Source organism: Pseudomonas sp. FGI182, from assembly GCF_000511325.1.
GTDB lineage: Bacteria > Pseudomonadota > Gammaproteobacteria > Pseudomonadales > Pseudomonadaceae > Aquipseudomonas > Aquipseudomonas putida_Z.
Genome location: NZ_CP007012.1, coordinates 3792109 through 3814129, shown reverse-complemented (window position 1 = coordinate 3814129; position 22021 = coordinate 3792109). Strand labels below are relative to the sequence as shown.

24 protein-coding genes and 1 pseudogene are annotated in these 22021 nt (G+C 55.7%); 24 read left to right on the top strand and 1 reads right to left on the bottom strand.

The genetic code is table 11. From position 1 onward, the window contains the following. Positions 1–21 precede the first annotated feature (21 nt). The 24 genes and pseudogenes from C163_RS16860 to C163_RS16745 all read left to right on the top strand — a co-directional run bounded on the left by C163_RS16860 (position 22) and on the right by C163_RS16745 (position 20596). On the top strand, positions 22–2073 hold the full coding sequence (locus C163_RS16860; protein ID WP_025339852.1) for an EscV/YscV/HrcV family type III secretion system export apparatus protein: 2052 nt from the start codon (positions 22–24) through the stop codon (positions 2071–2073). Positions 2074–2084: 11 nt separating this feature from the next. Further along, positions 2085–3386: a type III secretion system ATPase SctN gene (sctN, locus tag C163_RS16855; protein WP_038408217.1), complete on the top strand. Its 1302-nt coding sequence runs from the start codon at positions 2085–2087 to the stop codon at positions 3384–3386. Beyond that, positions 3370–3825, top strand: coding sequence for a hypothetical protein (locus tag C163_RS16850; protein WP_025339850.1), 456 nt, complete (start codon positions 3370–3372; stop codon positions 3823–3825). The genes sctN and C163_RS16850 overlap by 17 nt, the downstream gene beginning before the upstream one ends. After that, positions 3822–4811 carry a hypothetical protein gene (locus C163_RS16845; protein ID WP_025339849.1) on the top strand — a complete coding sequence of 330 codons (990 nt, stop codon included), beginning with the start codon at positions 3822–3824 and terminating at the stop codon, positions 4809–4811. The genes C163_RS16850 and C163_RS16845 overlap by 4 nt, the downstream gene beginning before the upstream one ends. Further along, positions 4808–5716 (top strand): FliM/FliN family flagellar motor switch protein, encoded by a 909-nt coding sequence (locus tag C163_RS16840; RefSeq protein ID WP_025339848.1) that lies wholly within the window; start codon positions 4808–4810, stop codon positions 5714–5716. Before C163_RS16845 ends, C163_RS16840 begins: the two co-directional genes overlap by 4 nt. Continuing rightward, on the top strand, positions 5709–6371 hold the full coding sequence (locus tag C163_RS16835) for an EscR/YscR/HrcR family type III secretion system export apparatus protein (RefSeq protein WP_025339847.1): 663 nt from the start codon (positions 5709–5711) through the stop codon (positions 6369–6371). Before C163_RS16840 ends, C163_RS16835 begins: the two co-directional genes overlap by 8 nt. 9 nt (positions 6372–6380) lie before the next feature. Continuing rightward, positions 6381–6635, top strand: coding sequence for an EscS/YscS/HrcS family type III secretion system export apparatus protein (locus C163_RS16830; protein ID WP_025339846.1), 255 nt, complete (start codon positions 6381–6383; stop codon positions 6633–6635). Between the two features lie 6 nt (positions 6636–6641). Next, positions 6642–7421 (top strand): type III secretion system export apparatus subunit SctT, encoded by a 780-nt coding sequence (sctT, locus tag C163_RS16825; protein ID WP_025339845.1) that lies wholly within the window; start codon positions 6642–6644, stop codon positions 7419–7421. Between the two features lies 1 nt (position 7422). Further along, on the top strand, positions 7423–8454 hold the full coding sequence (locus tag C163_RS16820; protein WP_025339844.1) for an EscU/YscU/HrcU family type III secretion system export apparatus switch protein: 1032 nt from the start codon (positions 7423–7425) through the stop codon (positions 8452–8454). A gap of 138 nt (positions 8455–8592) precedes the next feature. After that, positions 8593–9090 carry a type III secretion system translocator chaperone SicA gene (gene sicA, locus C163_RS16815; RefSeq protein WP_025339843.1) on the top strand — a complete coding sequence of 166 codons (498 nt, stop codon included), beginning with the start codon at positions 8593–8595 and terminating at the stop codon, positions 9088–9090. Next, positions 9090–10847, top strand: a complete 1758-nt coding sequence (gene sctE / locus C163_RS16810) for a type III secretion system translocon subunit SctE (protein ID WP_025339842.1) — start codon at positions 9090–9092, stop codon at positions 10845–10847. Before sicA ends, sctE begins: the two co-directional genes overlap by 1 nt. Before the next feature lie 19 nt (positions 10848–10866). Next, positions 10867–11895: a hypothetical protein gene (locus C163_RS16805; RefSeq protein ID WP_025339841.1), complete on the top strand. Its 1029-nt coding sequence runs from the start codon at positions 10867–10869 to the stop codon at positions 11893–11895. 14 nt (positions 11896–11909) lie between these two features. Continuing rightward, positions 11910–12863, top strand: a pseudogene (locus tag C163_RS16800) (IpaD/SipD/SspD family type III secretion system needle tip protein). Positions 12864–12901: 38 nt separating this feature from the next. Beyond that, positions 12902–13165, top strand: a complete 264-nt coding sequence (locus tag C163_RS16795) for an acyl carrier protein (RefSeq protein WP_049866768.1) — start codon at positions 12902–12904, stop codon at positions 13163–13165. 249 nt (positions 13166–13414) lie between these two features. Next, complete coding sequence (locus C163_RS16790; RefSeq protein ID WP_025339839.1) at positions 13415–14074, top strand: winged helix-turn-helix domain-containing protein; 660 nt, start codon at positions 13415–13417, stop codon at positions 14072–14074. A 217-nt stretch (positions 14075–14291) separates the two neighbouring features. Then, entirely contained in the window at positions 14292–15458 is a 1167-nt protein-coding gene (locus C163_RS16785) for a PrgH/EprH family type III secretion apparatus protein (RefSeq protein WP_025339838.1), read from the top strand. A 16-nt stretch (positions 15459–15474) separates the two neighbouring features. Beyond that, positions 15475–15735 (top strand): EscF/YscF/HrpA family type III secretion system needle major subunit, encoded by a 261-nt coding sequence (locus C163_RS16780; RefSeq protein WP_025339837.1) that lies wholly within the window; start codon positions 15475–15477, stop codon positions 15733–15735. 67 nt (positions 15736–15802) lie between these two features. Beyond that, complete coding sequence (gene sctI / locus C163_RS16775) at positions 15803–16111, top strand: type III secretion system inner rod subunit SctI (protein WP_025339836.1); 309 nt, start codon at positions 15803–15805, stop codon at positions 16109–16111. Next, positions 16108–16830: an EscJ/YscJ/HrcJ family type III secretion inner membrane ring protein gene (locus C163_RS16770; protein ID WP_025339835.1), complete on the top strand. Its 723-nt coding sequence runs from the start codon at positions 16108–16110 to the stop codon at positions 16828–16830. The genes sctI and C163_RS16770 overlap by 4 nt, the downstream gene beginning before the upstream one ends. Next, positions 16814–17386, top strand: a complete 573-nt coding sequence (locus C163_RS16765) for a hypothetical protein (RefSeq protein ID WP_025339834.1) — start codon at positions 16814–16816, stop codon at positions 17384–17386. The genes C163_RS16770 and C163_RS16765 overlap by 17 nt, the downstream gene beginning before the upstream one ends. Next, on the top strand, positions 17358–18077 hold the full coding sequence (locus tag C163_RS16760; protein ID WP_025339833.1) for a hypothetical protein: 720 nt from the start codon (positions 17358–17360) through the stop codon (positions 18075–18077). The genes C163_RS16765 and C163_RS16760 overlap by 29 nt, the downstream gene beginning before the upstream one ends. Further along, entirely contained in the window at positions 18067–18513 is a 447-nt protein-coding gene (locus C163_RS16755) for a hypothetical protein (RefSeq protein ID WP_025339832.1), read from the top strand. Before C163_RS16760 ends, C163_RS16755 begins: the two co-directional genes overlap by 11 nt. Before the next feature lie 272 nt (positions 18514–18785). Further along, positions 18786–19220: a hypothetical protein gene (locus C163_RS16750; RefSeq protein ID WP_025339831.1), complete on the top strand. Its 435-nt coding sequence runs from the start codon at positions 18786–18788 to the stop codon at positions 19218–19220. 161 nt (positions 19221–19381) lie between these two features. After that, the gene (locus tag C163_RS16745; RefSeq protein ID WP_256220373.1) at positions 19382–20596 is read left to right on the top strand and encodes a hypothetical protein; all 1215 of its coding nucleotides are present in this window, start codon (positions 19382–19384) and stop codon (positions 20594–20596) included. Between the two features lie 89 nt (positions 20597–20685). Here C163_RS16745 and C163_RS27210 read toward each other — a convergent pair whose 3' ends face one another. Beyond that, positions 20686–21966, bottom strand: a complete 1281-nt coding sequence (locus C163_RS27210; RefSeq protein ID WP_155951634.1) for a hypothetical protein — start codon at positions 21964–21966, stop codon at positions 20686–20688. Positions 21967–22021: the final 55 nt, after the last annotated feature.

The following is a 22021-nucleotide window of genomic DNA, read 5'->3' as shown; positions in this document are numbered from 1 at the left end:
TCTTGAAGGTCGGTACTTATCATGCTCGATAAATTCCTGCGCAATGTCACTTCTCGCCCCGAGCTGCTGATCCTGGCCCTGATGGTGATGATCATCGCCATGCTGATCATTCCATTGCCGACGCCGCTGGTGGATTTTCTGATCGGTCTGAACATCGTCATTGCGATCCTCGTCTTCATGGGGTCGTTCTACATCGAGCGGATCCTGAGTTTTTCCACCTTTCCCGCGCTGTTGCTGATCACCACGTTGTTCCGTCTGGCGTTATCGATCAGTACCAGCCGGCTGATCCTGGTGCAGGCCGATGCCGGTGAAATCATCGCGTCTTTCGGCGAGTTTGTGATTGGCGACAGCCTGGTGGTGGGCTTCGTGATCTTCGCGATTGTCACCATCGTGCAGTTCATCGTCATTACCAAGGGTTCCGAACGCGTGGCGGAAGTGGCGGCGCGGTTTTCCCTCGACGGCATGCCGGGTAAGCAAATGAGCATCGATGGCGACCTCAAGGCCGGTGTCATCGATGCCAAGGAGGCGCGTGAGCGGCGCAGTACGCTAGAGCGCGAAAGCCAGTTGTACGGGTCCTTCGATGGCGCCATGAAGTTCATCAAGGGCGATGCGATCGCCGGGATCATCATCATCTTCGTCAACTTTCTGGGGGGGATCGCAATCGGTGTCGGGCAACTGGGAATGGACATGTCCGAGGCGCTGTCGACCTACACGTTGCTGACTATCGGTGACGGCCTGGTAGCGCAGATTCCCGCGCTGTTGATCGCCATTGGTGCAGGTTTCATCGTGACCCGTGTCAACGGAGACGAGGCCAACCTGGGGCGCAACATGATGACCCAACTGCTGGGGCATCCTTTTGTGCTGGGTATCACTGCCTTGCTGGCGGTCGGTGTGGCGATGCTGCCAGGGTTCCCGGTTGCGGTGTTTCTGATCATCGCCAGTGCGCTGGTGGCATTGCTGTTCTTTCGCTACCGGCTGGAGAAGAAAAACTCGGGTACTGCCCCCGTTGTGTCTTTGGCGGGTGAAGAGGGGGAACCCGAAAGCGAGTTGGGCCTGATCGAGAACGTCGATGACATGGCCACCGAAACCGTCGCCTTGATGCTGCTGGTGCCAAGCGCTCGCGTCGAAGCGCTACGCGAGGCTCGATTATGTGAGCGTTTTCGCAGCCAGTTCTTCATCGATTACGGTATCCGGATCCCCGAACCCCGATTGCGCGGTGCCGACTCACTGCCGATTGGGCAAGTCGCGGTGTTGATCAACGAGGTTCGTGCAGACCAGTTCGATATCCACTTCGACCTGCTACGTGTTGTCGATTACAAGCCAGAGCTTGAGCATCTCGGCCTGGACTTGACCAGGGGCGTCGACAGCAATAAGCAAACCAGCATATGGGTGCGCAGCAGCGAGCGCGAAAAACTGCAGAACCTAGGGCATCATTTGCGTACGGCTCATGACGAATTCTATCGCTGCCTGGTAACCCTGCTGGCTCGCAATATTTCGGAGTTTTTCGGGGTGCAGGAGAGCAAGGTCCTGCTCGACGAGATGGAAGCGCGCTACCCGGACCTGGTCAAAGAGGTCTATCGCCATGCCCCGGTACAGAAAGTCGCTGAGCTCCTGCAACGCTTGGTCGCCGAGCGTATCTCGGTGCGCAACATGAAACTGATTCTTGAAACGCTTGCTCACTGGGGCTCGCGCGAGAAAGACGTGATTGTGTTGGTCGAGCATGTGCGCGGCGGCCTGGCGCGCTACATCAGTAACAAATTTGCCAACGGCAATGACCTGCGCGTTCTGCTGCTCTCGCCGGAGTTCGAGGACGTGGTGCGCAAGGGTATCCGCCACACCTCTAGTGGAAGCTTCCTCAACCTGGAGCCTTCCGCCAGCGAAGAGCTTATGGACCGATTGGCAGTCGGGCTCGATAGCCTGCACATCCCTCAGAAAGACATGGTCATCCTGGCCTCGGTGGATGTGCGGCGCTATATCAAGAAACTGATCGAGGGCCGTTATCGGGAACTGGACGTGGTGTCGTTTGGCGAGATTTCCGACGCCATTTCAGTGACTGTGCTCAAGACCCTTTAGGAGAATGCACTATGCAACTGCCAATCAGTCGGCCATCGCTGGAGCGCCGTGCTGCCCACCCGTTGCGTTTGAATGGTCCCCTTCTCGAAGCGGCACTGCACGATGTGGTGATCGGCGAAGTATGCGAGGTGCGCGGAAACTGGCGGGACACTGCGGTGAGCGCTCGCGCGCAAGTGATCGGCTTCAGCCCCGATGCGGTATTGCTCAGTTTGCTGGGTGATGCGCGAGGGTTGTCCCGTGAATCGCTGATCGTGCCTACCGGTTCATTGCTCAGCCTGTATTGCAGCGCTGCCATGCTCGGTAGTGTGATCGACCCCCAGGGGCGGATAGTCGAACGTTTGGCCCCCGGCGATGCATTCGATGGTCGCGATTGTGCAGTGGATGCCGCTCCTCCGGCCTACCACGAGCGTCGCCCGGTAAGCCAGCCGATGGCCACCGGCGTACGGGCGATCGATGGCCTGTTGACGTGCGGCATTGGTCAACGCATCGGCATCTTTGCCGCGGCGGGATCAGGCAAGACGTCGTTGATGAACATGTTGATCGCCCACAGCGAAGCCGATGTGTTCGTCATCGGGCTGATCGGAGAGCGGGGGCGGGAGGTCACCGAGTTTGTCGAGACGTTGCGTCATTCGGATAAATGCACGCGGTGTGTGGTGGTGTACGCGACCTCGGACTTCTCCTCGATCGACCGCTGCAATGCAGCATTACAGGCAACGGCAATCGCCGAGTATTTCCGTGATCAAGGCCGGCAGGTGGTTTTGATGCTTGATTCGATGAGCCGGTATGCCCGTGCTCGCCGCGACCTCGCGTTGGCGGCGGGTGAGGCGCCGGCGCGGCGCGGTTATCCCGCTTCGGTGTTCGACTCCCTGCCGCGTTTGCTCGAACGTCCGGGCGTGACCGTCAACGGGAGCATCACCGCGTTCTACACCGTACTGCTGGAAAGCGACGATGAACCTGACCCTGTTGCCGAGGAGATTCGCTCCATTCTCGATGGGCATATCTACCTGAGCCGCCAGCTGGCCGCCAGCGGTCATTTCCCGGCAATCGATGTGCTCCGTAGTGCCAGTCGGGTGGCGCATCAAGTCACCGGACACGATGTTCAGCAACTGGCGGCCAACACCCGCAAGGTGTTGCGCCGCATCGAGCAGCTGCAGGTATTGCTCGATTTGGGGGAATACCGATCCGGGGAAAATGCGGCTAACGATCAGGCCATGGCCTGTCGCGAAGCGTTGATGGCGTGGCTTTGCCAGGATTTGAGCGAGAGATGTGCGCCTCAGGCCGCGCTGGAGAGCCTGCATGGTCTGCTTGGCTAGTGTCCGGCGGCTGCTGGAATTCAGCGACTACCAGCAGCAGGCGTGTGAGCGAGGGCTCGATCAGGCCTTGCGCGCATTGGCTTCGCTTCAGCGTGAGTTGCAGGCGATCGAGCAGCAGGCTCTGGGGCTCGATGAGCTCATGACAAGTCAACGTCCCGAGGACCTGCGGTTGAGCCATGCGCAGTTGCTGGCCCTGTTGCGGCGTCAGGCTGTCATTCGGCGGCAGATCGGTAACCTGGCGCTGGAGCGCATCCGCGTGATGGACCAGCACCAAGAGGCGGTTCAAGGGGTCGAGCGTTTGCAACGGCATATCAAGGCGCTGCAGAGAAAGCATATGAAGTACCAGAGTCTGGAGCAACGTTTGCTGGGCGAGCGTCGTTCACGTCTGTGGCGCCAGGAAGAACGTGACATTGATGAACTATTGGTGAATTGGAAATGAGCGTAGTGCGCCCTCTTGTAGTGGCAGTCCGCCCGGTCAAAGATTTTTTACCCTCCGATGAGCTCGGCCATGAAGTTCAACCGCACGTCTCTGAAGACCGTAAGGCACTGGACGACTTGCCGCAGGGCGCGCTTGTAATGTTGGCGCAGTTGCAGCCACTGCGCGAGCTCCCGCTAAAGCCATCGCTGGCAGCGCTGCGCCCAGAGGCCGAGACTGAGTCCAGGTCGGCCAAAGTATCGGTGGATCAGACGATACATGTGTCAATGAAGCAGCCTTCCGTGCCTTCATCGCCGGCACGGGTTGATGCTCGACCTGCGTTGAAGGCTACGCGTTTACCGATCGCTGCGCAGGTGCTTGTTCAGGCGTCCGTTGCCACTGCGCTCGCCACACCCGTTCAGGCTGCCATCGATGCGTCGGCCCAGCAGAAAGTTCCATCGTCGTCTACCCGCTTGCCGGTCGTCATGCGGACACAGGAGCTTGATCGGACCACTGTTGTCAGTGCGCTCTGGGCCTGTGATCGAGCTGTCGCCGACAGACCGGTCAAGCAGGAAACGCCTCAAGCCTTACCGGCGCAACCACTGCCTTTGCTGGAAAAGTCACTGCATTTGCACCGCGTAACGCACTCGGCGGTGGCTGCCAACCCGACATCTGAACCGAAGCCGGCGCCTGAAGCCAGCACTGCCCAGGAGGGTAGGGGCTATCTTCAGGTGCCCTTCAGCAAAGGTAATGCTGTGGGTCTGATCACGGTCAGCAAGGCGGGCGGCGAACGCCCCGAGCAGTTGTTGCTCAATCCAGACAGCTCGTTGGTTTCCAGCTATTTGAGCGACAACCTGGCGCAGGTGCCGGATCCGCGTTGGCGTTTGGCTGATCAGCAGAGGCATGAACACCGTGACCGTCATCAGCAGGAGCGAGCGGAGGAGGAGTTCGAAGAGGAGAGCCGTCAAACGCTTGGAGATACAGGGGAGCAGGGAGGGCAGCAGGCGTGACCTCCACCCTGTTGTTGCGCTGCGTTGCGCCACTTGATTATGAGCGGCGCCATGCCGTGGCCCGCTGGCAGCGTGAGGGGCACCCTGTGCGGTTGAGCCAACCCTCGCCACAGACACGTTATCTAGCCTTCTGGGCCCAAGGTTGCCACGGCCTCTGGCAAGGCATGATCGGGGCTCGCGAGTGGTTGCACGCCGTGGCTCCGCAGTGGTCGCAATGGCTGCTTCAAGAGGGCACAGGCCAGGAGGCTCTGGAACTGTTCTCGGCGGTCAGCCGGCCCGTCGAAGTTGCGCCCGAGCTGCTGGACTACCAGCGCCTGTTCGCGTTCGAGCTCATTCAGGGAGAGGCGCTGCAAGGGGCTTGTCTGCCCTGCATTGCAACGCCCCAGAGCGACGTGTGGGTCGTGGAAGGGCCGAGCCAGCGCAAGGAGGCTTCGCGCCCGCTGCAAGCCTGGTTGCAGGCCGTGCCGCAGGTCCTGCGAGTCGTGCTCGGTAACAGCGAGCTGGCTCGGTTGCCCTATCGGCAACTGGCGATGGGCGATGTGCTGGTCATCGCCGAGCAAACCCGACAACTCTTCATGGCCGACCTGTGTATCGGCCAGTTCACCTTTGTCAAGGAAGGTCTGCACATGCAACTCCCCCCTCCGGATAACCTTTCGCCGGCCGCTCCCAGCGTGCTATCGGAGCTGCCGGTCAAACTTGAATTCGTACTGGGCGAACTCACCCTGAGCCTGGCTGCGCTCAACGCATTCATCGAGGGCCAGGTGCTGCCCCTGGAATCCACGGCCTTGAGCAACGTTGAAGTTCGTGTCGCTGGCAAGTGCATTGCTGTGGGTGAGCTGGTCCAGCTAGGCGATCGCCTGGGCGTCGAGCTGCGTGAGGTGGGGCGGGGCACGGGTAATGAATGACGTTTCAATGATCGGGCTGTTGGCAGTGGCTTCGTTGTTGCCATTCCTGATTGCCGCGGGCACCTGCTATATCAAGTTCTCGATTGTCTTCGTTATCGTACGCAACGCTCTGGGCTTGCAGCAGGTGCCATCGAACATGACCCTCAACGCCGTTGCACTATTACTGGCGATGTTCGTCATGAGCCCAGTGGTGCAACAAGGTTATGACTATTACAAGGAAAACCGGGTTGAGTTCACCAATATCGATGCGGTGGTGGCGTTCCTCGATAACGGCCTGGGCAGTTACCGCGAATACCTGACCAAGTACACCGACCCAGACCTGGCACAGTTCTTCGAGCGGGCGCAGATCGCGCGCGAGAACCCGAATGCCGTCGATGGCGCGTTCGATGAAAAGCTGGAACCCTCGTTGTTTGCGCTGCTGCCAGCCTATGCACTGAGCGAAATCGAAGCCGCCTTCAAGATCGGTTTCTATCTGTATCTGCCCTTCGTCATCGTCGACCTGGTGGTCTCCAGTATCTTGCTTGCCCTGGGCATGATGATGATGAGCCCGGTGATCATCTCGGTACCTATCAAGCTGGTGCTGTTCGTTGCGCTGGATGGCTGGGCCCTGCTTTCTACCGGACTGGTTGGGCAGTACCTGTCCCTGGCTCAGTGAGGATCCGCGATGAATGATCTGGTGTTTGCCGGCAACAAAACCCTGTACCTGATATTGGTTCTGGTGGCCTGGCCGATCATCGTCGCCACGCTGGTGGGGTTGCTCATCGGCCTGTTTCAGACCGTGACCCAGCTTCAAGAGCAAACCTTGCCCTTTGGCTTCAAACTGCTGGCGGTGTCGGTCTGTCTGTTTCTGCTTTCTGGCTGGTACGGTGAGACGTTGCTGGGTTTCAGTCGGGAAGTCATGCGCCTGGCCCTGAAGTGAATCGCGATGAAAGTAAGCCTTTTTTTTGACCTGCATGGCTGGCTGGCCGGTGCAATGGTTTGCTTCGCTCGCCTGGCACCGGTTTTTTTCATGTTGCCGTTTCTCAACAGTCGCGCGCTGACCGGAGCACCGCGAAATGCCGTGATCGTGCTGGTTGGCATGGCGCTCTGGCCTTATACCGCTGGCACGTTGCCGCGCCTGGACTCGCTTGGCTTCTACGGGTTGTTATTGCGAGAGGCCGGCGTAGGCGTGATTCTCGGCTGCCTGTTGTCCTGGCCGTTCTGGGTGTTGCACGGCATGGGCAACCTGATCGATAACCAGCGCGGAGCGATGTTAGGGAACACGATCGATCCGGCTAACGGCGACGACACCTCGGAGTTGGCCAATTTTCTCCAGCTGTTCGCGGCAGTGATTTACCTGGAGGGTGGGGGAATGGCCTTGCTGGTGGAGACCCTGAGCCACAGCTACCAACTCTGCTCGCCGGTATTCGGATGCGAACTGCGGATTGAGCCGTTGCTCGGCCTGATCGATCCGTTAATCAGCAAAATGCTGATTATCAGCGCGCCGGTGGTGGCGACCTTGTTGCTCACCGAGGCGCTGCTTGGTCTGCTGGCGCGTTTTGCGCCGCAAATGAACGCGTTTTCGGTGTCGCTCACTGTCAAGGGAGCCATCGCGTTACTAGTGTTGCTTCTGTATTTCAGTGCACACCTGCCTGACGAAATACTGCGCTTGGCCTCCAAGCTGGATCAGCTGGTGGACTGGATCGTACCACCGCAGGCCCGCTGATATGTCCAGCGCCTCGAAAACTGAAAAACCCACGGCCAAGAAGCGTCGCGACGCGGCGAAAAAGGGCCAGACCTTCAAGGCCAAGGATCTCTCCAGTTCCTGCCTGATGCTATGCGCGATCATCTACCTGACGAGCAATGGCATCTTGCTGGAGCTTATAGAGGTTTATCGGCGCATCATCGCTTCGGGTTTTGCTGCCGATCAGCAGCGTTATGCCGCTGAACTCGGGGGGCTGTTGCTCAAGGTCGTGGCCCCGCTGATCGTTGTGTGCTTTCTCGCCAGCGCCTTGCCCACGTTGCTACAGACCGGTCTGGCTATTGCCAGCGAGGCCCTGAAACTTAACTTCGGAGCACTGAACCCGGTTAACGGTTTCAAAAAGCTGTTCAGCCTCAGAACAGTAAAGGATTCCATTAAATCCCTGTTATATCTGGGTAGTTTTGTCATTGCCTTCTGGATGGTCTGGCTGACTCAGCGGCATTTACTGTTTGCACAACTCCATGCGAAACCTGTCGACCTGTTCCCGATCTGGGGGCATTTGTTGCTGGTGCTGGCGCTGGCTTTTCTGGGCTGCATAGTGCTGGTCGTCTTGCTCGATGCGCTGTGTGAGTACTGGCTGTACATCAAGGATCTGAAGATGGACAAGCAGTCGGTCAAGCGCGAGCACAAGGAACAGGAAGGCAATCCGGAAATCAAGGGGCGGCGGCACGCGCTGCACCAGGAACTGCTATCCGAGCAAATCAAATCCGACATTCGTGGTTCGCGAGTAATTGTCGCCAATCCCACACACATCGCCGTGGGTATTTACTTCCGTCCGGAAGTCACGGTGATGCCGTTTATCTCACTGATGGAAACCAACCAGCGGGCATTGGCCGTGCGCAAGTACGCGGCTGAAGTAGGCGTGCCGGTGATCAGTGACATTGCCCTGGCCAGACGCATCTTCAAGACCCATCAGCGCTACACCTTCATACAGATGCAGGAAATCGAAAACGTCCTGCGACTGCTGGTCTGGCTCGAGCAGGTCGAGCAGGCCTGAGGGGCTCCTGCGAAGCCGAATGCAGGCATGAGTGACTCACGTACACCACGATGAGCGGTTTGTGACGGCGCCCCTTGCCTTCAGCTGGCTCAATAGCCCTGTCAGCACCGCTGAAGAAACATTCAGGAGTAAGTAGTCATGAGTAGTCGAAAACATACAGAGCAGGAAGAGGACCGGATTGCCGAGCATGTGATGCAGGCCGTACTTGATGGTGCATCGCTCAAAGAGCTGCGCGGCGTCAGTACCGAGCAGATGGATGGCCTCTACGCCTTTGCCTATGAGTTCTATGAGCAGGGGCGTCTGGACGATGCGGAAAAGTTTTTCCATTTTCTCTGTATCTACGACTTCTATAACGCGCAGTACTGGATGGGGCTGGCGGCGGTGCATCAGCTCAAGCAGAACTATCAGAAAGCGGTCGATCTGTATGCCGTGGCTTTTGCCCAAGGTAAAAATGATTACCGCCCGATGCTCTATACCGGCCAATGCCAGCTGGCGCTGGGTAAAGCCGGTAAGGCCAAGTTGTGTTTTGAGTATGTCATCGAGCATGTTCAGGAGCCGGGTATGCGCGAGCAGGCTCAGGCTTACCTGAATGCGTTGACCACTATCGACGCTGATCATGCGGAGAAAGAGTTGTAATGGATATCAGGGCTTTGTACTCACGCCTATCCCCAGAAACGCTGGCCCGTCAGGCCGGCAGGGAACGTTATGCCGAAGCGGCGAGTAAAGCGGCCAACACCAAGGCCTGGCAGCGCGCTGCCGATACGGCATTGGCCAACCTGCAAGGTGTGAGCTACGCCGCTCAGTCGCAAGGTGGCAACACTGCTGCGCCAGGGAGGCCGCTTCTGGCTTCGCCACTGCCAAGTGCTGAGCGTGCGAAAAAGGGGTCTGAAGACAGGTTCACCTTGTTGATGGCCTCGCTCATCAACCTGCTGGGTGACGTCAGCCTGGAGTCACTCAAGTCGCGCATGGAAATCCTCAGGTCGGCAGCCAAGGCCAGCGCTGAGGGCAACAAGGCATTATCAGACGATTATCTGAGTGCGCTGGCGGAATTGAACGCGGCTGTCGCCTCTGCGAGCGCATCCGAGGAAGAGCTCTCCGCAGCCAAGGCTAAAGTCGACAGCGCGCAAAGGGCGCTGGCCGATGCTGAAACGGCGCTGTCGAAAACCGAGCCGGGTACGCCCGAGCATGCAAAAGCCTTGGCGGCCCGTGATCTGGCGCAAGGCAACTTGACCGCCACCCAACAATTACTGAGCAAGGCCGAGCTGAAGTATCTGGCCGCAGTCAAGGTGGCTGGAGAGGCGGGCAAAAAGGCTGAGGCCCTGGCCAGGTCGGTGGAAAACGCGGGGCTGGGCGACAAGCCGGTGCTCGATGGCATGAAGCGTCAGCTGAACGCGGCTGCGACCATGGTGTTGCTGATGACACGTTTTGCAGAGTTGATGGGCGAAAGCGCTGAAAACAAGATTGAAGCGGAACTGGAGTTGTTCCGCAGCATGCAGGCGGCACGTCAGGAGTACCTGGAGAAAAAGTCTGAAGAGTACCTGGAGCAAGTGCGTAAAGCCGAAGCTGCCAGCAAGGCGGCGGGGTGTATCGGCAAGATTCTGGGCGCTGTGCTGACCGTGGTCAGTGTTGTCGGGGCTGCCTTTACGGGCGGAGCCAGTCTGGCGCTGGCAGCGGTCGGTGTGGGATTGATGGCAGCGGACATGGTAGTCAAGGAGTTGACCGGGGTGTCGTTCATGGAGAAGGCCATGAAGCCTCTGATGGACAATATCCTCGGCCCGATGATTCAGGGCATCGGTAAGGGGATTGCCGATCTTCTGAAGAAGGCCGGCGTCGATGCGGCGTCGGCCGATATGGCGGGGATGATCATGGGCGCAATCGTTGGTGCCGTGGCCATGGTCGCGGTACTGGTGGTTGTCGCGGTCGTTGGCAAGTCCGCTGCGGGCCGGGTCGCCAGTGCGATGGGCAACATGTTCGGCAAATTGGCCAACAAGATGACGCCACAAATGCTCAAGCAGGCAGCACGGGCGGTGAGCAATGGTTTTTCCAGTGTCATGACCAAGGCCCGTTCCAGCATAGGCCTCAAGTCGGATGCAATCTCCCTGGATATGTATGCATCGCGTCTGGCTGCTTCAGTGGCAGTCGTAGAGGCGGGTGGTGTCGCTGCCCAGTCCGCGTTGGAAACCAAGTCGGGTATTCACCAGCGCAACGCGGCGCAGCACCTGGCCGACTTCCAGTTCGCCAAGGTTATCTCCGAAGAGCTGAAGAACTATCTGAACGACATGGTCCAGCTCTTCGAACAGTCCATGAAGGCCAAGGATAACGCCATCAAGCAAGCCTTCAGCATCCAGGACAGTATCAACAGCAGCAGCTTGAACATGGCACGCAACATTTGATTCAACAGGGTCAGCACTCATGGATTTTTCAATCAGTAGTCGTTCCACATCGGTAAGCAGCCTTGAGGTTGCAGAGCTCGCAGGTAAGGTCGTCAATCAAAAGCAGCCGTTGTCGATCAGCAGTATCAGTGGACGGCTTGATGCGCAGGTGTTGATGTCTCGGCACACTCAGGCTGTCGAAGCAATGACGGCTCAGCAGTTGAATCAGCACCTGGCTACCTCGGGGTTCAGCGAGAGCGAAAGCCAGGCGATGATGGGGTTGTTTTTTGCCACTGTGCTCCAGCAGGAGAAAGAGGGGGCCGAAGGTGCGGTGAAAGATCCGGTGGCGGACCTGTTGTCGTTCGATCCCGCCGCGTGGGAAAAACATATCGGTGTGTTGGTGGCGTCGATTGTCGCGCTCAATGTCGCACGCAAATCGAGCGCGGAAATGAGCGGCAAGTTCACGCAGATGGCTTATGAGGCCGCCACAGCACAAGGTGTTGCAATCATGGCCGGTGGTGAGGCCGCGATGTGGGCTGCGGTCAGTGGTGCGGTCGTTGCCACCACCATGGCCGTCGCAGGTGCCGGGTTGTCCTTGCGCGGGCAGAGCCAGAAGCATACTGATATCAAGATCAAACAGTCGGCTGCGGCGAAGTTCGATGCGCAGGCCCAACAGATGCGTGTTGACTTGGAAATTGACCCGAGCAAGCGGGCAGTCCTTGAGTCGAAGATTCGTGAGGCTGTGGACCAGGCCACGGAAGCGCGCATGAAAAGTGCTCTGCAGGCAAAAACATACGAGCGCAACCTGACTGTTGGCGGTGCCACCAGTTCCATGGCGATGATCATCAGCTCCGGGTTGTCCGCCATCCTGCGTTTGCAAGAGTATTCAGAGCGTCAGCGCGAAGTGCTGCATCAGTCCGAGCAGGGCCTGAACAAGGCGGTCAGTGATGTTGCCAACCAGAGTGTCAATGAAAATACGGCGCTGCTCAGCAAGATACTCGACGCCATCCAGCAGTTGGTCGACAGCCGTGGCTCTACCCTGAGCGCAATCGCCTCTTTACGCGCCTGAGCAGGAGATGAATCATGGAAATTGTCACTAGGTCCTGCCCTGCCATTGCGCTGCGTATCGATCAACCTGCGGATGAAAAGGTTGGCGGTCATGAGGTCGATCATCGTCCGCTGCCGTCGGCGGCTGAACGTTTTACGCAGTCGTTGGTGTCTCGGTTAGGTGGAACGGTGCTCGGGAAAGTAAAGCCCAGTCAGGTTCAGGGGCATTTGCTGGAAGCCGAGTTACGCAAGTGGGCAGCTCTTGCGCACCCTGCTAGCCCCAACATCCAACAGTGGAAGGATGAAACGCTCAAAAAAATAGGCGATTTGCCGTTGGCGCCAGAAGCTGTTCGGAATACGTTGAGCCCGTTCAGTGGCAGCGCCGATTTCTTTGAGCAGTTGCTGGCGATGATCGGTTTTATCAAGGGCGAATACCTGGAGATTTACGAAGCGCTGCTGACCAAATACTCGGACTTCTACAAGGCATTCAACGAAACCATCATGGCGAAGATGGGGGACTGGATAACGGGCAAGTCGGACGGTAAGGAGGTCGAAATCAGCGGGGAATTGCGCGCTGCGTTAGAAGCGTTGCGTAATAAGTATCAGCAAGCCCCGGATGGCGTCCTCTATCCTGTTTCGGGGGCTGCGACACAGGAACAGGCACAGAAGTGGGCCAAGGCCTTGGGGTTGCCCGATTCATGTGTGCAGCCTGATGGCCAGGGTGGTTATCGAGTGATGATGGACTTGTCACCGCTGGATGCAATGATCGCAGCAGCCCCCAACGGTACCGTGAAGTGGGATACCGCGAAATTCCAGGCTTGGCAAACCGGGTTTAATAGCTAGGAAGGCGATTTGAAGAACCAGCTACAGTTATTCACTACCAAGTATGGTAGCGCCAACTCGTACCACGAGAATTTCAATAAGATTCTCTCGTCACAATTGAGCCAGTATGCAGAGATGCTCAAGGCGATCGCGAGCGGAATTGGTTGACAACGACGTAAAGGTGACCTTGGCTATGGCAATGCGAAATGAAGCGAATGATGAAGCTTGAAATGGACGCCCTCATCATCGCGATACTCGCCGATACACTCGTGGTCGATGTCGAGACCGTTACCTCAAACGCTCGCTTGGTGGAGGACCTTGGTGCGGATTCGTTGAATTTTCTGGAAATTGTTCTGGAGATCAACCACTTTCTGGATGTTGAGCTGTCTCCAGAGGGCTTAACCGGTATTCGTAAGGTGGAGGATCTTTATCGCTTGGTTCATCAGGCAATCGCTCAGGCATCCGTCTAATCCCGCTCTGTAAGTACGTACCGGTAAGGGCGCGTAGTTATTGCTCGGCAACATTACCGTATGGCATGCGCTGCCGACTCAATGATGAGCAGAGCGTTTGCTTGGGTATTGCTGGTTATTCTCCAGTGAATTGTAGAAAAATCGTAAATATCGTTGGGATCAGTTTCCCTATAGTTGATCACTCACGCCGGGGCGCGGGTTTGATTTGCCAATGTCACGGTATATCCAACGCATTGGGGGAGCTACGTTATGGAAGGGGTAACTGATCAATGGCCAAAGCGTTCGTTTGCTTTTGGCCAATGCATCCTGCAGGAAGATGGGTTGCTTCTGCGTGACGGTACCGGGCTGCATATTCCACCCAAGGAGTTGCATGTACTACGGCTATTGCTGAGTACGGCGGGTTCGCTGGTGCTCAAGGACTGGTTGCTCGACCAGGTGTGGCCCAGCTGCAACGTGGCCCAAGAGTCCCTTACCCGCTGCATTTATGCACTGCGCAAGTTGCTGGGGCGTGAGAATGGCTACATCAAGACGGTCTATGGCAAGGGTTATCGGTTTGTAGGGGAGGTGGTCGAACGAACGGTCTTGCCATCCTCCCCGTCATCGGTGCCCGCGTCATTGGCCTTGCCGTTGCAGGTGCAGGATGATGAGCGTGGCCTGGAAATGCAGTGCGAACTGGTTCGCCGACTGGCCGCCGCATTCGGCGAAAGCCTTAGTGTGATGCCGACGGGACAGACAGCTAATGCGCAAGCTTCAGATGATTGCCAGGCCATAGTCGAGCGAATGACGCCTGATTGTTATCTCAGTGTTCGTTGTATTGACGGGGCCGACCGCAGGGCGTTGTTGGTCGAGTTGGTTCGTGGTCGCGATCATGGATGTCCGTGGAAGTGGTGTAACTCATCTTGGTCTTGACCTTTGAATTTGTCGTTTAGTTGATCAGGGACGACAGTTTTTCCCGTGGATTGCGGGATCGAGGCTGGTCCGCGACTTTTATATAGCCGGGTTCTGATTGTCTGTATCAGGCTTTCCTCATAATCTGATCAGGATTGTCTATATGCTACTCCCTATGATCGCTTGCAAGTAGAAGCGTTAGGCACTTTTTATTTTGATAGACCGGGTGGTGAACAGCATGCAGGACTCTCCTGCAACGCAATGCGTCCTGAGGGTGTTCAGTGGCCCGCTGCAGGGTTGTGAATTTGTTCTGGCGCAGCGGCGTACTCTTTTTGTCGTGGGTCCCGAGGCAAGGTTTTGCACAGCCGAGCATCCGTTGAGTGTTCCGGAAGATGCGATCTACATTCCGCTGGAGTGCGATGGCCGCAACTTTGAGGTTTTGCTTGACGATAATGACTGCTCGGGGTGTGTCGTTCGCATCTTGGGCGACGAAGGTGCGGTTGAGCGCCTCATTCCATTCCAGTCAATGGAAAACATATCGGGGCTGCCAATCGCCGTGCGCCCATTCGGTGAAGTGTGGCGTGGCGAGTTGCTGGAACAGAAACCGTTTGTGCTCGCAGAGCCCGAGCAGGCTCGAACGTCCATTTTCGTCTCGCGGCGAGTGGTTGTTGGAGCGGTGCTGGTGATAATGGTCGGGTTGGCGATTTTCGGTGGGTACGCTTCTCGGCACACACCTGTGTCGAATGTTGAGGCGCTGATTGCCGGGGGCAACAGCAGCATGGTCGTCATTTACGGCCGCGACCGGGCGATTTACGTCTTCGCCGACTCCGAGCGTGATGCCGCGTGGGGCAGGCAGGTATTGGTGCGCAATGGGTACTCGGCGACACAGGTGATGACCACATACGACGAGCGCCGCCGTTTGGAGAGTCTGGTGTCCAACCTTGCTCCGCAACTCGCCTATCACCGTATGGATCTCAGTGATCCGGTTGTTCCGCGATTGTTGATCAGTCGTCAACGCAGCCTGCTGGCACCCGGATTGCAGCGTCGCCTGGAGAGCGCTTTGATCGCAGTCGCACCCTACGCTCGCGAAATAATGATCGTACAAAGTGACGATGACGAACTCCTGCATCTGGCCGAGCAAGGCTTGCAACGCTTGGCATTGCCCTTTACTCGGCACAAACATGCTGACGGTGTGACCTTTACAGTCGAGGGCAGTCTTGAGGACGCTGAGTTACAGGCCCTGGGTGACTTTATCGCAGCGTTCCATCGGCAATGGGGTGAGCGGTACGTTCATTTCGCGATCGAGCTCAAAGATGACTGGCTCAAGGGCAAGTCGTTCCAGTATGGCCCCCAGGGCTACATCAAGATGACGCCGTCATCCTGGTACTTTCCTAAATCCCTTTGATAATAACGGTTGATATATGAGTACGGTTTCAAATCCCATTGAGTTTCATGATGATTTCCTGGGCCGACAGGCTCAGAGCTTCGAGGACGGCGCTACCGGTCTCAAAACCAAACTCGATGAGGCACTGGCCGCATTGCATGAAGATGCGTCGGACCCCACGCTATTGGCGGCCTATCAGGCTGCATTCTCTTCCTACAACGTGTTCCGTAACGCTGCGACCAATACGATCAAGGGCTTCAAGGAAATTGACACGGCGATAGTTTCCGCCGCGCGTTAAGTCTCGCGTTTCCGCTCGGCTGGCAGGTATTTCGTATGCCAGCCGGCACTGTTCTTGTGGGGTTCCTATGTTTGTTTCTTCCCTGACGTCAGTGAACCTGAGTCCGCTTCGGATGGCCGAATTGGCGCGTCCCGAGCCTGGCTCAGTGGTTTCCCTGGAGGGTCGTTTGATCGAGAGTTTCGCCAGCTCCGCTGTGGGCACCGAGCGTGATCATGCAAGGATCAATGCCATGCTCAAACGCCCGGATATCACCAACCCGGAAGTGTTGAGCGAATTGCAGCTGCTCACTGCGCAGTACAACATCGATGTCTCTCTACTCAACGTCCTGGTCCGTAAAGCGGTGACTACGGCCGAAACCTTGTTGCGTTCGTCATGAGGGTTTTTGCCTGGCTTGCGCTGCTCAGCCTGATGCTGGTTGGCTGTCGACAACCGAGTTTGCTCGAAAGGCTTGACCAGCAGCAGGTCAATGAAGTGATTTCGGTACTGCAGCGCAATAACATCACTGCGACCAAAGTGGATAACGGTAAGACCGGATACTCGGTGCAAATCGCGCAAGCGGATTTCGCGGCGGCGGTCGACCTGTTGGCCCTGTATTCGCTGCCCTCCAAGCCGCGTGTCGAAATCGCCCAGATGTTTCCTGCGGACTCTCTGGTCGCTTCGCCGCGAGCCGAGAAGGCGCGTCTGTACAGTGCGCTGGAGCAGCGCCTGGAGCAGTCGTTGAATACCCTGGAGGGTGTGGTTTCAGCACGGGTACATGTGAGTTATGACCTGGAGACCGGAGAAAGCGGTCGCAAGGTAGCGCCCATCCATGTCTCGGCGTTGGTGGTGTATGAGCGTGACAGCGAGCCACAGCTACTGATCAGCGATATCAAGCGTTTTCTCAAGAACAGTTTCTCGGCCGTGGACTACGACCATATCTCGGTGGTCTTGTCCAAGCGGGCTTTAATTCAGCATACCGCCCCCTTTCCGGAGCCTCGCGCCTACGCGTTTACCTGGCTCTATGGCGTTTTCGTCTTAGGCATTCTGGCTGCGCTAGGGTACTGGGTCATGCGGTATCGACAGTCGAAAGAGATCGAGCATGCTTCGCGGAACTGAAGCGCTGCGCGCCGTCCTCCAGCAGCCGCTGGACTATCTGCATCCTCACCGGGGTGTTATGCCAGCGCTGTTTGGCGAGCCGGCAGCCCGGGCGTTGCTCAATCAATCGTTGCTAAAAGGCTTGAAACTCAGTTGCCCCGACCCGCAGCAGATCGAGCGCAATCCATGGACTGATTGCTGGGTCGCACATTGGCAGCATTTGCCCGCAGTCGCCCGCCTCATGGGGGCGCACCTGATGTGGCCGCAACTGGCTCGCGGGGCGCGGATGCGTGAGCTCAATGTGCCGACAAGAGCCTTCGCCCGTATCAATCTGGGCACTCGACCAGCGGTCGCGATCAACGAAGCAGAAGAACTTGAACCATCGCTCGGCGCCCTGGGCCTCGCTGCCTTGGCAGCCTGGCATCAACACATCCCGGATGCGCTCATGCAGCGTCTGTTCTTGCAGTTCTCGCCGCGAGTGGTCGAGTTGCAGCAAACCTTGCCGATCCTGGCGCCGAATTCGTCACTTTTCATCCTGGCGGTACAACATGCTCGAATCCATCAGAACGCTTGTTGATATTCCGGCAGCGGATGCCCTGCTGCTGAGGCATGAAGAGCGGGCGGCTGCGCGCGATCGCCGCTTGTTGATGCAGCAAGCCCGCGAACGCGCCAAGGCCTGTGTGGCAGAAGCGCAACAAGAGGCAGACCAGGTTCGTGCGAGCGCCTTTCAGGACGGGTATTCCCAGGGGGTGCTACAAGCCGCTGCTGACCTGAGCGCGCTTCTGCTGCGGTCGCGGCTGATGGCGAGCGCGCTGCAAGCCGAGCTCGCGCAGGCCGCCCGGTCACTGTTGGGGGATTTGCTGATGGATGAACAATTGCTCGATGCCCTGCTGCAACGTTGGCAGGATAGCTGGGCAGGTCAGGGCCAGGAGCCGTTGCAGATTCTCCTGCCGCTGCGGTGCAAGGCCCGACAGGTGGCGCTGAAAAGCACGTTGAAGGACTTGGCAGTCGAGTGTGTGGACATCCGTTTCCATGCCCAGGAACGTTACCTGTTTCGCCTGGCGGATCAGGTGGTCGAGCTCGACATCGGCGCCACACAGGAACGCCTGTCGCCGCGCCTGATCGCCCAGCTCAAGCAGTTGCCGGAGAGCGTGCGCCAGCTCGACGAATCGTCGAGAAGCTTGTTTATCAGTTGGGCTGCCGCCCTCGACAAGGAAGGTTCTAGCCCGCTTCATGTTTCGGAGTTGGATAACGGCAATGATCATTGATAACGCCTCGCCCACAGGCGCCGGCCAGGCCCCGCGCCGAGGCACCGAGACGATTGTGCCCCTGGATCGGCGTATGGGGCTTCAAAGCGCGGAAACCAGCGCTGATCCGGATCCTGAGTTTGCTCAGTTCTACGATGAGTTCATGAAGTGGATAGCGTCCACGACACCCTCGCCGGGCGGTATTCAGGGTTACTTGAAACAATACGCGAATGCCGGTGGGGAGTTGCCTTATAAAACTACGCAAAAGCAGATGGATGTATTGGCGCAGGTGATGGTGCGGATGAAAGAGCAGGGCTTGGAAGAAAGTGCGACTTACAAGGAAATAAGAGTTGCGCTGGTGTCGGTTGCCTCAACCGGTATGTTCGTCAAAGAGTTTATGCAGGAGGTGTTCAAGCCTTCTGAGGATGACGACAGTCGCGAGAATATCGGTTGGTAATGATAGGTTCGTATGTTAAGTGAGTGATCAGCCGTTTAAGGATTCTTCGAACAAGTTGCAGTTAAAAAACGCCTGACCACCTGATCCGGGTCGCCCACGAGCCAGATGAGCGTTTCCGACTTCGAGTAAAGATGGAGTGAGTCGCAAGTCCTCGCTAGCTACCTGACCTGGCTTGGGGGATGGTACTCAATACCTAACGGAAGGTAACAGGTTCGTGCGGTGGGGCTGATACTCGTTATCTATGTGAATATAAATGTAATGGTGGGTGGGTAATGGAACATTTAAATGGCGTGTATGACCCTGTGCGGGTGGAAGTAGAGTGCGAAATCAGTAAGCTGTTGGATGTTCTAAAAGAGCAGCATCAATTGAGTAATGTTCATTTCTATGATCTCAGTGAAGTTGCTCTGCGCTTGGAAAGTGGGGATTTTTTTTATCTGAAGTATGAGTGTGATCTAGAGAAGCTAGTGCTTTTTTTTAAAATAGTAATGCCGATGCCTCTTACTGATAAGGAGTTGGGCGAACTGGCTGAGCTACCTTGTTACTTCAAAATAAATTCAAGTGGTGATGTACTGTCTCTTGAAGATAATGTTCTGGTGTATTACAGAATCATTAATTCAAGCGATATTTGTACTGGTCTGCTGGGTGAGGTGTTTATGGGCTTGTTGAAGGGGTATATAAGTTTAAATGCTTGTCTTGGTCGTCGTTAACGTTGGGATTAAAGTAGAGGTTGATGTCTGTGTATAGTATCAATAGAGCTGCAGTTGTTATGTGTGCGCTCTCCGCTAAGAGTTCCGAGGCGGAAGACAGAGGCGTTCTGAGAAATGCTAGCGTAATAACATCTGCTCAAGCCAAAGAACTGAGGCAGGTGATGGATAGGTTGAATTTACATACCTCAAGTCCGCGTGAGGGAAAGCCTGTATTTTTACAACCTGTTTCGTTCGCCAGCGTATTGCCGTCTAAAAGTATGGAGGCGATAGTTGGGCGTGGTCAGGTTAACGTGGAGGCGAATGTTTTTGACCAAGATCCCTATAGAACAACGGCAGAAAAAAATAGAATTATTGAGGTGGCCATTGGCAAGGGGTTGGCGACCAGTGACAGGCTTAACGCGATAGCCAAGGCGATTAGGTTGAATTCTGGTGCGCCTATGAGGTTTGGGGATTTTACGCCTGAACAGCAAGAAAGGATTCGGCATGAAAGTAAGAATATTGGTGGGGCAAAGGAACTCATTGCTGATAAAGACAATTTGGACGCCCACGTGCTAGCGACACTGATAAAGGCTGAAGACGAGATCTATAATGTCCCAGGGATGGAAAGGCGGCAGTGCATGTTTAATCATGTGCGAACTCCAGATAATCCAATCTTTCCCTGGAACTCGCATCGGTTTGATTTGGAAATATGGAAGGTCAACAATCCCATTCAGTATCCGGCAGGTGTGGCCAACTTGATAGCGGATAGATGGAATGACTTAGTTGCCAGCAAAGGCGATGAACCAAATTACTTTAAAGACACATTCGGAATTGCTGATCATCGTGACGGGATTCTGCACATTTTACAGGGCATGGAACCCTCCGCGCGCAAGGCCTTGTTTGAAACCCTGAATATTAGTTGGAGCACAGAGACATTCACCGATGACGAGGCCAACTCTAGGGACAGTAACCCCTTGGGAAGTCAGTTTCGTCAACATACTACAGGGGGGTTGTCCAATGTGGTTAGGTGGTCAGATACAGAGGACAAAAGTGTCAACCAATGGGTGCTTGATGCAGTCGCACACGGCAAGCCTGTTCTCTCTGGTCCTAGCGGGCATACCCTACGGTATTTGAATCACTACGCCATGTGTCGTGAACTGTTGAGCTATGACAAGGATATTGATATCAGTCAGATTCCCACACTTGAAGAGGCTCGACTGGTGATGTTGGGCAATCTACTTCCTCCGAAGAATCATCACTCTTACCATGAAATCATGCTCGCTTCTGTCGGTGTCTTTGATGGTGAGGCAGCATTGGGGTATAGCAATAAGTTAAACTACGATGACCTGAAGTCAACATCCATCGGTAGTGAAATTTTAGCCAGTGTCTTGAAGTAGTGCTGTATAGTTAAAGGGGCGCTGGCGTGACCGGAGTCATGCCAGTCCCGGACTTGTAAAATATGATGGGTTTTCTGCGGGTGGAGATTTTAATCGTTCCCTTGGTCGTCTGAGCTTTCGCTGTCTGTGTCAAGCGAAAAGCAGGTTACTACCGGTGCTCCATAAGACTGAAGTGTTTCTTGGTGTAGTATAAAACCATCTCTGATTTTTAACGCCTTTTTCAATGCTTCATGAGCGTCGCGACTGTGTAAGGCATGCAGTGCCAGGTGTTGTACTTCGTGTTTGAATGCCATCCCAATCCGCTCGGAACTACGCCATAATACAAATTTGTTATTTTTGGGGTCGAAAACGCCACCGTTGGTACTGCTGTGTTCAACTTCTTTGCATACGGCGCAGGGCACAAATCTTCCTGCCATATTTACAATTATGTGTTGTCCTGCTTGCAAGTCTAATTTAGCAATAGCTTCGTCGTAGATGATGTCGGCAGATTTGGCTAAGTATTCTTCAATAGTCTGTTCTGCATGCATCGTCTCGGTTACACCTTCTGGTAGGTAGGGCTTCGATTCCATGTTCTGGGGAGGAGAATGGACCATGATGTGGCTAGAGGCGCCGAAGCGTTTGATGTCTTCGAAAACCTTGAAAATCGTCAAGAAGCCGGCTTTGCATTGTAATGCGATGGTTGACTTGGTCAAATTGGTGCCAGGGCGGATACCTCTGTCGTGAATAATTTCCGTATGAGCCTTGCTTATTGTCGTGAGCACAGAGTCGAGGGAGGCGAAGGTCTCCATAAGCTTCCTATGGTGTCTGGCACGTCTGGCGCTTAACACTTTATCCCAGTCTTCCCTTTCATGAGGTTGAACGCGTTCCTGGGCAGATTTAAATAGGCCGCTGTCTGTCAAGGCAATGCGGAGCGCTTCTTGAATCTTGTCTGTGTGGAAATTGGATGAGAGATGCAGTAAATTGCAGAATACACTTGCCTGAACTTCAAGCGGGTTGCTGTTCAGTTTCAGGTTCATCGCAGTGTTCACTGCGAGTGATATTTGCCGCAATGCTTGGTTTAAACGGTCATACCCTTGATATTTTTTGGGGGGAGGCGGGGAGATATTTTTGCGAATTAACGTGTTCGCCACCGTATGATTTATATAAAAGGCTGGGCGACTCTCAGCGATGTTGTGGTGTTTTAGGTTTGTGCTCAGATCTCCTTTTTCTCCAAATACAATTAGTGTAGTAATGTCATTCAGATTAGTTTTTTCTTGATCCGATACCATCGTGGTATTGGCGAATACGCTGATAGGCGTCTTGCTCCTTGTTGTCGCTTCTGTGAGCGAGGCAGAGCGTTGAGTAGTTATGGTATTGAGCATGCTTTGCAAGGGTAGACTCCAATATTATTGTGTGGGTATAGCTATCTAGGCTCTGTACGAAAAC

Excerpts from the sequence above, each read along its gene's own strand:
- C163_RS16860 (WP_025339852.1), top strand. The coding sequence starts at position 22 with ATGCTCGATAAATTCCTGCGCAATGTCACTTCTCGCCCCGAGCTGCTG.
- sctN (WP_038408217.1), top strand. The coding sequence starts at position 2,085 with ATGCAACTGCCAATCAGTCGGCCATCGCTGGAGCGCCGTGCTGCCCAC.
- C163_RS16850 (WP_025339850.1), top strand. The coding sequence starts at position 3,370 with ATGGTCTGCTTGGCTAGTGTCCGGCGGCTGCTGGAATTCAGCGACTAC.
- C163_RS16845 (WP_025339849.1), top strand. The coding sequence starts at position 3,822 with ATGAGCGTAGTGCGCCCTCTTGTAGTGGCAGTCCGCCCGGTCAAAGAT.
- C163_RS16835 (WP_025339847.1), top strand. The coding sequence starts at position 5,709 with ATGAATGACGTTTCAATGATCGGGCTGTTGGCAGTGGCTTCGTTGTTG.
- C163_RS16830 (WP_025339846.1), top strand. The coding sequence starts at position 6,381 with ATGAATGATCTGGTGTTTGCCGGCAACAAAACCCTGTACCTGATATTG.
- sctT (WP_025339845.1), top strand. The coding sequence starts at position 6,642 with ATGAAAGTAAGCCTTTTTTTTGACCTGCATGGCTGGCTGGCCGGTGCA.
- C163_RS16820 (WP_025339844.1), top strand. The coding sequence starts at position 7,423 with ATGTCCAGCGCCTCGAAAACTGAAAAACCCACGGCCAAGAAGCGTCGC.
- sicA (WP_025339843.1), top strand. The coding sequence starts at position 8,593 with ATGAGTAGTCGAAAACATACAGAGCAGGAAGAGGACCGGATTGCCGAG.
- sctE (WP_025339842.1), top strand. The coding sequence starts at position 9,090 with ATGGATATCAGGGCTTTGTACTCACGCCTATCCCCAGAAACGCTGGCC.
- C163_RS16805 (WP_025339841.1), top strand. The coding sequence starts at position 10,867 with ATGGATTTTTCAATCAGTAGTCGTTCCACATCGGTAAGCAGCCTTGAG.
- C163_RS16795 (WP_049866768.1), top strand. The coding sequence starts at position 12,902 with ATGAAGCGAATGATGAAGCTTGAAATGGACGCCCTCATCATCGCGATA.
- C163_RS16790 (WP_025339839.1), top strand. The coding sequence starts at position 13,415 with ATGGAAGGGGTAACTGATCAATGGCCAAAGCGTTCGTTTGCTTTTGGC.
- C163_RS16785 (WP_025339838.1), top strand. The coding sequence starts at position 14,292 with ATGCAGGACTCTCCTGCAACGCAATGCGTCCTGAGGGTGTTCAGTGGC.
- C163_RS16780 (WP_025339837.1), top strand. The coding sequence starts at position 15,475 with ATGAGTACGGTTTCAAATCCCATTGAGTTTCATGATGATTTCCTGGGC.
- sctI (WP_025339836.1), top strand. The coding sequence starts at position 15,803 with ATGTTTGTTTCTTCCCTGACGTCAGTGAACCTGAGTCCGCTTCGGATG.
- C163_RS16770 (WP_025339835.1), top strand. The coding sequence starts at position 16,108 with ATGAGGGTTTTTGCCTGGCTTGCGCTGCTCAGCCTGATGCTGGTTGGC.
- C163_RS16765 (WP_025339834.1), top strand. The coding sequence starts at position 16,814 with ATGCTTCGCGGAACTGAAGCGCTGCGCGCCGTCCTCCAGCAGCCGCTG.
- C163_RS16760 (WP_025339833.1), top strand. The coding sequence starts at position 17,358 with ATGCTCGAATCCATCAGAACGCTTGTTGATATTCCGGCAGCGGATGCC.
- C163_RS16755 (WP_025339832.1), top strand. The coding sequence starts at position 18,067 with ATGATCATTGATAACGCCTCGCCCACAGGCGCCGGCCAGGCCCCGCGC.
- C163_RS16750 (WP_025339831.1), top strand. The coding sequence starts at position 18,786 with ATGGAACATTTAAATGGCGTGTATGACCCTGTGCGGGTGGAAGTAGAG.
- C163_RS16745 (WP_256220373.1), top strand. The coding sequence starts at position 19,382 with ATGGATAGGTTGAATTTACATACCTCAAGTCCGCGTGAGGGAAAGCCT.